The 9,376-nt window shown below is 66.8% G+C and carries 9 protein-coding genes; 4 read left to right on the forward strand and 5 right to left on the reverse strand.

What is annotated here, in order from left to right:
* Nucleotides 1-1,216 (reverse strand): MutS N-terminal domain-containing protein (locus MTR62_RS18395; protein ID WP_456152713.1); only part of this gene is annotated, 1,216 nt, incomplete at its 3' end.
* A gap of 114 nt (nucleotides 1,217-1,330) precedes the next feature.
* Between MTR62_RS18395 and MTR62_RS18400 the strand changes: the two genes are divergently transcribed.
* Nucleotides 1,331-3,601 (forward strand): NADP-dependent malic enzyme, encoded by a 2,271-nt coding sequence (locus tag MTR62_RS18400; RefSeq protein WP_244023677.1) that lies wholly within the window; start codon nucleotides 1,331-1,333, stop codon nucleotides 3,599-3,601.
* A 132-nt stretch (nucleotides 3,602-3,733) separates the two neighbouring features.
* On the opposite strand, the gene trmB is transcribed toward MTR62_RS18400, so the two are convergent.
* Entirely contained in the window at nucleotides 3,734-4,465 is a 732-nt protein-coding gene (trmB, locus tag MTR62_RS18405; RefSeq protein ID WP_244023678.1) for a tRNA (guanine(46)-N(7))-methyltransferase TrmB, read from the reverse strand.
* 216 nt (nucleotides 4,466-4,681) lie between these two features.
* Between trmB and MTR62_RS18410 the strand changes: the two genes are divergently transcribed.
* Nucleotides 4,682-5,068, forward strand: coding sequence for a CidA/LrgA family protein (locus tag MTR62_RS18410; RefSeq protein ID WP_244023681.1), 387 nt, complete (start codon nucleotides 4,682-4,684; stop codon nucleotides 5,066-5,068).
* Complete coding sequence (locus tag MTR62_RS18415) at nucleotides 5,065-5,787, forward strand: LrgB family protein (RefSeq protein ID WP_244023683.1); 723 nt, start codon at nucleotides 5,065-5,067, stop codon at nucleotides 5,785-5,787. Before MTR62_RS18410 ends, MTR62_RS18415 begins: the two co-directional genes overlap by 4 nt.
* A gap of 111 nt (nucleotides 5,788-5,898) precedes the next feature.
* On the opposite strand, the gene ctrA is transcribed toward MTR62_RS18415, so the two are convergent.
* The 3 genes from ctrA to MTR62_RS18430 all read right to left on the reverse strand — a co-directional run bounded on the left by ctrA (nucleotide 5,899) and on the right by MTR62_RS18430 (nucleotide 8,511).
* Nucleotides 5,899-6,594: a response regulator transcription factor CtrA gene (gene ctrA, locus MTR62_RS18420; RefSeq protein WP_214199672.1), complete on the reverse strand. Its 696-nt coding sequence runs from the start codon at nucleotides 6,592-6,594 to the stop codon at nucleotides 5,899-5,901.
* A gap of 254 nt (nucleotides 6,595-6,848) precedes the next feature.
* Nucleotides 6,849-8,252: a putative O-glycosylation ligase, exosortase A system-associated gene (locus MTR62_RS18425; protein ID WP_244023685.1), complete on the reverse strand. Its 1,404-nt coding sequence runs from the start codon at nucleotides 8,250-8,252 to the stop codon at nucleotides 6,849-6,851.
* Nucleotides 8,245-8,511, reverse strand: coding sequence for a hypothetical protein (locus MTR62_RS18430; protein WP_244023687.1), 267 nt, complete (start codon nucleotides 8,509-8,511; stop codon nucleotides 8,245-8,247). The genes MTR62_RS18425 and MTR62_RS18430 overlap by 8 nt, the downstream gene beginning before the upstream one ends.
* A gap of 66 nt (nucleotides 8,512-8,577) precedes the next feature.
* On the opposite strand from MTR62_RS18430, the gene MTR62_RS18435 reads away from it, so the two are divergent.
* Nucleotides 8,578-9,376: glycosyltransferase (locus MTR62_RS18435; protein ID WP_244023689.1), on the forward strand; the 799-nt coding region annotated here is incomplete at its 3' end.

Below are 9,376 nucleotides of genomic sequence, written 5' to 3' on the forward strand. Positions count from 1 at the left end.
CGGCAACCACGCGGCCCAGCGCGCGGCCGAGATCGGGCAGCGCGCGCAAGGCGGCGCGCAGATCCTCGCGCGCCAGCGCATCCTCGTGCAGCCAGGACACCAGTTCGAGCCGCTGGGTGATCGCCGCGCGATCGGTCAGCGGCGCGCCCAGATCCTCGGCCAGCTGGCGCGCGCCCGCGCCGGTCACGCAGCGGTCCACCGCGTCGATCAGGCTGCCCTTGCGCCCGCCCTGGCTCGATTCGAGAATTTCGAGGCTGGCGCGGGTCGCCTCGTCCATCGCCAGCGCCGCGTCGCCCGCGCGCGCTTCGGGCGGGAGCAGCAGCGGCAGCGCGCCGCGCCCGACATGGTCGAGATAGGCGATCAGCCCGCCCGCCGCCGCCAGCATCGCGCGGGTGAAGGTGCCGAACCCGTCGAGCGTGGCCACCGCGTGGATGCCCTTCAGCCGCTCCTCGCCGCCGTCGGACGAGAATTCGTGCCCCGNCGCGCCGCGCCCGACATGGTCGAGATAGGCGATCAGCCCGCCCGCCGCCGCCAGCATCGCGCGGGTGAAGGTGCCGAACCCGTCGAGCGTGGCCACCGCGTGGATGCCCTTCAGCCGCTCCTCGCCGCCGTCGGACGAGAATTCGTGCCCCGAACGCGCGATCGCGCCCTCGGGCGCCAGCGCCCAGCCGTCCTGCACGACCAGTTCGCTCGCCCCGATCCGCGCCAGCGCGGCGGTGAGCCGCTCGGGCGCGCACTCTTCCAGCACCATGCGTCCGGTCGAAATGTCGCAGGCGGCGAGCCCGATCGTCCCGCGCACTTCGCAGGCCGCAGCCAGCACGTTGGCCCGGCGCGGTTCGAGCAGCGCTTCCTCGGTCAGTGTGCCCGCGGTGACGAAGCGCACGATGTCGCGCGCGACGAGCGCCTTGGAACCGCCCCGTTTCTTCGCTTCGGCCGGTGTCTCGGTCTGTTCGGCGATGGCCACCCGGCACCCGGCCTTGATAAGTCGGGCCAGATAGGCTTCAGCGGCGTGGACGGGCACTCCGCACATCGGGATCGGCGCGCCGTTATGCTCGCCGCGCGTGGTAAGTGCGATATCCAGAATCTGGCTTGCATTTTTTGCATCTTCAAAGAAGAGCTCGAAAAAGTCGCCCATCCGGTAGAACAGCAGGCAATCGCCTGCCTCCTCACGGAGCGCGAGATACTGGGCCATCATGGGGGTCACGGCAGAACTCATGCGGGCAGCGTTAGCGGCTGCCACAGGCCCTTGTGAAGCGCGCGCCCCTCGCCTTTCCCCTATCGCGTGCCGAAATCTTGCGTTATCGGCCCAAGCGAATCCGGGAGAAAACGTTTGTCCGAGAAAAGCAAGGTCCAGTTCACCGAGCGCGAGGCGCTTTTTTACCACCAGACGATCCGTCCGGGTAAGATCGAGATCATCGCCTCCAAGCCGATGGCGACCCAGCGCGACCTCAGCCTGGCCTATTCGCCGGGCGTCGCCGTGCCCGTGCAGGCCATCGCGGACGATCCGCAGAAGGCCTATGACTACACCGCCAAGGGCAACCTTGTTGCGGTGATTTCCAATGGCTCGGCGATCCTGGGCCTGGGCAACCTGGGCGCGCTCGCCTCCAAGCCGGTGATGGAAGGCAAGGCGGTGCTGTTCAAGCGCTTTGCCGACGTCGATTCGATCGACATCGAGCTCAACAGCGAAGACCCCGACGCGCTGATCGAAGCCATCGCGATGATGGAGCCCAGCTTTGGCGGCATCAACCTTGAAGACATCAAGGCGCCCGAGTGCTTCGTGATCGAACAGACGCTGCGCGAACGCATGAACATCCCGGTCATGCACGACGACCAGCACGGCACCGCGATCATCACCGCGGCGGGCCTCATCAACGCCTGCCTCATCACCGGCCGCAAGATCAATGAGATCAAGGTCGTGGTGAACGGCGCGGGCGCTGCGGCGCTGGCCTGCACCTCGCTGATCAAGTCGATGGGCGTGCGCGCGGACAACGTGATCGTGTGCGACCGTTCGGGCACGATCTACCAGGGCCGCACCGAAAGCATGGACCAGTGGAAGAGCGCGCACGCGGTTCCGACCGAGGCGCGCACGCTGGAAGAAGCGCTGGTCGGCGCGGACGTGTTCCTGGGCCTTTCGGCCGCCGGCGCGCTCAAGCCCGAATACGTCAAGAAGATGGCCGACGAACCGATCATCTTCGCAATGGCCAACCCCGATCCCGAGATCAATCCCGATGACGCCAAGGCCGTGCGCCCCGACGCGATCATCGCCACGGGCCGTTCGGACTACCCGAACCAGGTCAACAACGTGCTCGGCTTCCCGTTCATCTTCCGCGGTGCGCTCGACGTGTCGGCGACCGCGATCAACGAGGAAATGAAGATCGCGGCGGCCAACGCCATCGCCGAACTCGCCCGCGAGCAGGTCCACGAGGACGTTGCGGCGGCTTACGGCGGCGAGCTTCAGCAGTTCGGCCGCGAATACATCATCCCCGCACCGTTCGACCCGCGCCTGATGGAAATCGTGCCCGTCGCGGTGGCCAAGGCGGCGATGGATTCGGGCGTCGCGCAGCGCCCGATCGAGGATTTCGACGCCTACCGCCTTCAGCTCAAGGGCCGTCTCAACCCGACCACCTCGGTGCTCAGCTCGGTCTACGCGCAAGTGCGCGCCAACCCCAAGCGCGTCATCTTCGCCGAAGCGGACAACGAAGTGGTGCTGCGCGCCGCGATCCAGTTCCGCGACTTCGGCTATGGCGAACCGATCCTGGTCGGCCGCACGCAGAACATCCACGACCTGATGAACGAGCTGGGCGTCTCCAACCCGGAGAGCTACCAGATCGAGAATTCGATGGTCTCCGGTCACGTCGAACCGATGGTCGCCATGATCTACGAACGCCTCAAGCGCCGGGGCTACCTCGAACGCGACGTGCAGCGCATGGTCAACACCGACCGCAACACCTTCGCCTCGGGCCTGCTCAAGATGGGCGTGGGCGATGCGCTGATCACCGGCATGACGCGCCCCTTCGCGCAGTCGATGAAGAACATCCGCCGCGTGCTCGATCCGGCTCCGGACAAGCTGCCCTTCGGCATGCACATGCTGGTCGGCAAGAACCGCACCGTGTTCCTGGCCGACACCACCATCAACGAGCGCCCCAACGGCGAGGAACTGGCGATCATCGCGCGCGAGGCCGCCTCGCTCGCCAAGCGCATGGGCCATGAGCCGCGCGTTGCGTTCCTGTCCTACTCGACCTTCGGCAACCCCGAGGGCAAGTGGATCGAACGCACCCGCGATGCGGTGCACATCCTTGATGCGATGGAGAACGTGCCGTTCGAGTACGAGGGCGAAATGGCCCCGGACGCCGCGCTCAACCCCAAGATCATGGCGCTCTACCCGTTCTGCCGCCTCTCGGCTCCGGCCAACGTGCTGATCATGCCGGGTCTGCAGTCGGCCAACATCTCGGCCAAGCTGCTGCGCGAGATCGGCGGGACGACCTCGATCGGGCCGATCCTGCTGGGCATGGAAAAGCCGGTCCAGATCGTGCCGATGACCGCCATCGCGCCCGACGTGCTGACCAGCGCGGTGCTCGCCGCGGCGGGCGTCGCGGGCTGACGAGGCGCCAGTCGCCAGCCTCTGGTGACGCGAAACGACAAAAAGGGGCCCCGGTGCGTACCGGGGCCCCTTTTTTCGTGGCGCAAAGGCCGCGCCATGACCGGGGTTCGGCGCAGGCCTCCCTGTTCGCCTTCAGCCCTTGCGGCGGTAGCGGAAGTACCAGACCTCGTGCTTGTAGACCGCGCGCGCCTTGGCTTCGTAGCGCGTCTCGGGCCAGCCGCCGGGGCGCTTCTGGAAATCGGCCGGCGTGTCGCAGAGCCATTCGAACTGGTCGGTGTGCCGCTGCATGACCATCAGCGCATGGCGCAGGTAGATCGCGTGGTCGGTGCCGAAGCGAAACTCCCCGCCGGGCTTGAGCTTGGCCGCGAACATGTCGACCGGGCCATCGTTCATCATCCGCCGCTTGGCGTGGCGCGCCTTGGGCCAGGGATCGGGGTGCAGCAGGTAGAGGAACGAGAGCGAACCATCGGGAATGCGCGCCAGCACTTCGAGCGCGTCGCCATGATGGATGCGCACGTTGGCAAGCGGGGGGCGCTCGGCCCCGGCGTTCTCCACCCCGCCCGCGACATGGACGAGCGCCTGCGCGACGCCGTTGATGAACGGCTCGGCACCGATGAAGCCGTGGCCGGGCAGCATGTCGGCGCGCGAGGCCATGTGCTCGCCGCCGCCAAAGCCGATCTCGAAGTGGAGCGGGCAATCGTGGCCGAACAGCGCCTCGGCGGTGATCGGCCCTTCCTCGGGCATCGCGATCCGGGGCAGGAGCGTGTCGACCAGCGCCTGTTGCCCAGCGCGCAAGGGTTTGCCCTTGGCGCGGCCATAAAGGCGGTTGAGAGTCGTCGGATCGCCGGGTTTGTGCGCAGTCATGGCGCGCGGCACTGACAGGACAGAAGCCCGCGGTCAATGCCCGGCGGCCTCTCCCGCGCGCGCAGGCGATTAGCCCGGCGCAGCGCATCTGCGCCCAAAGGGCAATGACGTTGCACGAATTGCACCATTGCATTGCGCGCCAAGGCGCGTTTGTAAGGGGTACAGGGGCGCGTACGGGTTCGTGCCCCACTCCGTTTGCAGGAACCGATCCGAGCGATGCTGTCCGCCATCTTTCTTCTCCTCGCCTGCCAGCTGGCCGGCGAGGTTCTCCACCGCCTGACCGGGCTGGCGCTGCCCGGCTCGGTCATCGGCATGGTCCTGCTGATCGGCTGGCTCGCGCTCGTGCGGCGCGAACGGCCCACGCTTTCGGCGGTGAGCGCCTGGCTGACCGCGCACCTCTCGATCATGTTCGTGCCCGCCGCCGTGGGCCTGATGAACGAAGGACCCGCGCTCGAACGCTATGGGCTCGGGCTTGCCGTCGCCACCGCCGTCTCGACGCTGGTGACGATCCTTGTCACCGCGGCGGTGTTCCGCTGGGCGCTGCACCGCTTCACACCCGGCGAAGTCGGCCGTCGGCCGGTCGCTGCGGAGCCGACCTCGTGAGCGGCGGCGGCGCATCGCCCGACGGTCTCAGCGCGCTGGTCGCAACCCCGCTGTTCTGGCTGGCGCTGACCGTCGGGGTATTCGAGGCCTTCGATATCCTCTCGCGCAAGTCGGGCCGCCACCCGCTTTGCCACCCGGTGCTGTGGACCACCCCGGTGCTGATCGGTCTGCTGTGGGCCACCGGGACCGACTACGCCGCCTACAAGGCCGATACGTTCCTGCTCAGCTTCCTGCTCGGCCCTTCGGTGGTCGGGCTGGCGGTGCCGATCTGGGCGCAGCGCGAGCGAATCACGCGCCTTGCCGTGCCGATCGCGCTATCGCTGACGGCCGGCGCGATCACCTCGATCGCCTGCGCGGTGGGCATTCTCTCGCTGTTCGGAGCCCCGCGCGCGATTCTCGCCTCGATCGCCCCGCGCGCGACAACGACCCCGGTCGCCATGGCCATCGCCGACCAGCTGGGCGGGATCCCCGCGCTCGCCGCGGTGATCGTGCTGTTCGCCGGGTGCGTGGGCTCGATGTCCGCGACGCCGCTGCTCAACGCCTTCCGGTTCGACGACTACCGCTCGCGCGGATTTGCACTGGGGGTTTCGGCGCATGGCTTCGGCGCGGCGCGCGCGTTCCAGGTCAACGACACCGCAGGCGCCTTTGCCAGCCTTGGCATGGCGCTCAACGCGGTAATGACCGCGCTGCTGCTCTCGCTCGTCGCGATCGCGCTCTGAACATCCCGACCATGAAAACCAAAACGACCGGCTTTCCGATGGGAAAGCCGGTCGTTTCGCATGAGGTCACCGCGCGCAGGCGCTGTGACGACAAGGGGAATAAGGGATGGCTCAGGCGACTTCCTGCAGCTCGTCGGGATCGCGCAGCACATAGCCACGGCCCCACACGGTCTCGATGTAGTTCGCGCCGCCGCAGGCGTGGCTGAGCTTCTTGCGCAGCTTGCAGATGAACACGTCGATGATCTTGAGTTCGGGTTCGTCCATGCCGCCGTAAAGGTGGTTGAGGAACATTTCCTTGGTCAGCGTGGTGCCCTTGCGCAGCGAGAGCAGCTCGAGCATCGCGTATTCCTTGCCGGTCAGGTGGACCCGCGCGCCGTCGACCTCGACGGTCTTGGCGTCGAGGTTGACGACCAGCTTGCCGGTGCGGATGACCGACTGCGAGTGCCCCTTCGAGCGGCGCACCACGGCGTGGATGCGCGCGATCAGTTCCTCGCGGTGGAACGGCTTGGTCACGTAGTCGTCCGCGCCGAAGCCGAACGAGCGGACCTTGGAATCCATTTCGGAAATGCCCGAGAGAATCAGCACCGGCGTCTGCACCTTGGCGACGCGCAGCTTCTTCAGGACGTCATAACCATGCATGTCGGGCAGGTTGAGGTCGAGCAGGATGATGTCGTAATCATAGAGCTTGCCCAGATCGAGGCCTTCCTCGCCCAGATCGGTCGAATAGATGTTGAAGCCCTCCGCCGTCAGCATCAGCTCGATGGCCCGCGCAGTGGTCGGTTCGTCCTCGATCAACAGAACTCGCATTGGGATGTCCCCTTGTTGCCCCCGGAGTGTTCGGCTTCGCTAACCGGGCTTAAACGGTCATTGCCGTGAATTAACCATATCAGCAATGAAGGTTAAAGGTTAATTTGCCGTAAATGCGGATGCGAAGTGCAGGCTATGGAAAGGTTCTTATCCTGAGCCTTCACCGCGCATCCGTAACCATAACGGAAGGAACTGTCCCGATTTAAGGGGTAGGGATCGTAAAAAGATGTCCCGCCCGACGCGGGCCGCAGCGCTCAGCGGGCGGCGGGCAGCCGCAAGGCGGGCCGCGCGGGCCCTTTACGCGCGGTGGCCGGACCGCCGAGTTCAGCCGATTCGCCGCGGGAATCGCGGGTTTTCTCGATCCGCCTGAGATACGTCCACAAGGCGCATTGCAGCCCGATCAGATCGAGGATGAAGGCCTGGAAGGCAATTCCCACGAACAGCGAGCCGATCATGTAGGACACTTGCGCGAGCTGGAGCGCGTTCGCCAGCGGAGCGGCCCAACGCTCGCCCGGAGCGGTGCGGTCCTTCCAGCGGCGGCGAATCGCCTCCATCTGCCACAGCCCCGAAACCTGCAGCAGCAGCCACAGCGCAAGGCCGGGATAGCCCTGCTCGCCCAGCATCTCGAAATAGCTCGAATGGAAGGCGCGCCCCTTCTCGACGATATGGTCGCGGTGAACCGTGGCCACTCCGCCCGAATTGTCGACCGTGACCGTGTCGTAATCGACGTGGCTGGAAAGATAAGCCATGAACCCACCGCCGAAGGGATGCTCCCTGGCAAAGCCGATGGTCCATTTCCACACCCCGAGCCGGGTGCTGGCCGACTGGTCGGACTGGTGATCCTCGATCGTGTCCATGCGCGCGACATAGGACTGGGGCAGGAAGGGGATCGCGACGAAGGCCGCCAGCGCCATGCCGGCCATGATCGCAAAGCGGTGGCGCGCGGTGCGCAAGTACAGCAGGCAGACCACGACAAGGCAGACCAGCCCGGTGCGCGCGGCGGTGCCGATGGGAATGAGGCAGCAGGCGAAGATCAGCGCGGCGGCGTAAGTCTTGACCCGCCAGTCGGTGGGAAACACCGTCGAATACCGGGCCAGCCAGAGCACCACCGGAATGATCGCGATCGCCACGCACGACAGGATCGAGCCTTCGTAGAGCCCGGTGTTGTTCTCCACGAAGATGCGCAGCTCGCCATAGCCGCCCCCGCCCATCGCGGTCTTGAGCCCGCCGTCGACGATCAGCGTGCTGACCGCCAGCACCATGACCAGCACCGTCGCCTCGATCCGCAACCGGGTGCGCAAGGTCAGCGGCAGAAAGATCGCGAAGACCAGCGCCTTCCACACCCAGGCCCACTTCTGCAACGCCTCGGTCGGATAGACCGCCCCCAGCGTCGTCAGCCCGCAATAGACCAACAGCGCCACCATCACCCCCTGGCGCCAGGTAAAGCGCGAATCGGTCTTGTCGTCGAACGCCAGCCAGCCCAGGAACGCTGCGGCAAAAGCGATCAAGGAGGTCGGGATCATCGACAGGAAGCCCCACGAGATGATCTGCGGGGCGACGATGTCGATATAAAGATAGCACAGGATCCAGATGAACGGGCGGCGCAGGCCCATCACCATCAGGAACGCGAAGAAGGCGGTGAGGCCAAGGTTAAGCATGGCCGCTACCGTCCTCAGGCCCTGCGGCGTGCCCCGTGCCCTCTTCGTGCGCCGCGCCGGGCACGATCATCACTCCCCGCTGGCGCGCCGCACGGCGCCCCTTTCCGGTCTTTCCGGACGAGGCGCTCGGCGGCGGCCCGCCCTTGGCGGGCGCATCGGCCGCCAGCGCATCATCATCGAGATCGGGGCGCGCCAGCAGCCGCCAGACCGCCAGCGCGATCAGGCCATGGGCCAGGGCAAGGGCGAGAATGTCGACCATCGCAGAACCTGCTAGAGCTTCCGGGTTGACGCCACGTTAAGCGTTCTCCTGTAGGAAAAGCGCCCCATGACCGAACGCTCCCCCCGTATCCTTCACGTCCTAGACCATTCGCTGCCGATGCAAAGCGGATACACCTTCCGCACCCGCGCGATCCTGAAGGCGCAGGAAGCGATGGGCTTTGCGGTGCGCTCCATCACCGGGCTGCGCCACACCGCCTCCGGCCCTTCGCCCGAGGAGGCGGACGGACTGGTATTCGACCGTGTCACGGGCGTGGTGCAGGGCCCTGCGGGCATTCGCGAATGGCAGGAAATCAAGCGCTTCGCCCAAGGGATCGAGAGCCTCGCCCGAGAATGGCGGCCCGACATCCTCCACGCCCACTCGCCCGCGCTGTGCGGCGCGGCGGCGCTGCGGGTGGGGCGGCGGCTGGGCATCCCGGTGGTCTACGAAATCCGCGCTTTCTGGGAGGATGCAGCGGTAGGCAACGGCACCGGCGAGGAAGGCTCGCTCAAGTACCGGCTGACCCGCGCGCTGGAAAACCGGGTGGTGCGCGGCGCCAATGCGGTCGTGACCATCTGCGAAGGGCTGCGCGCCGATCTGGCCGCGCGCGGCACCCCGCCCGAAAAGATCACGGTCATGCCCAACGGGGTCGATCTCGCGCTGTTCGGCGCGCCCGCCGCGCGCGACGCCGCGCTGGCGCGATCGCTCGGCTTCGAGACCGCCGACGGCGCCCCCTGCCCGGTGATAGGCTTCATCGGCAGCTTCTACGACTACGAAGGGCTCGACGACCTGATCGCGGCAATGCCCGCGCTGCTCGAACGCCAGCGCGACGCGCGGCTGCTGCTGGTCGGCGGAGGGCCTCGCGCCG

The sequence above is a fragment of the Novosphingobium organovorum genome, assembly GCF_022832435.1.
Taxonomy (GTDB): domain Bacteria; phylum Pseudomonadota; class Alphaproteobacteria; order Sphingomonadales; family Sphingomonadaceae; genus Novosphingobium; species Novosphingobium organovorum.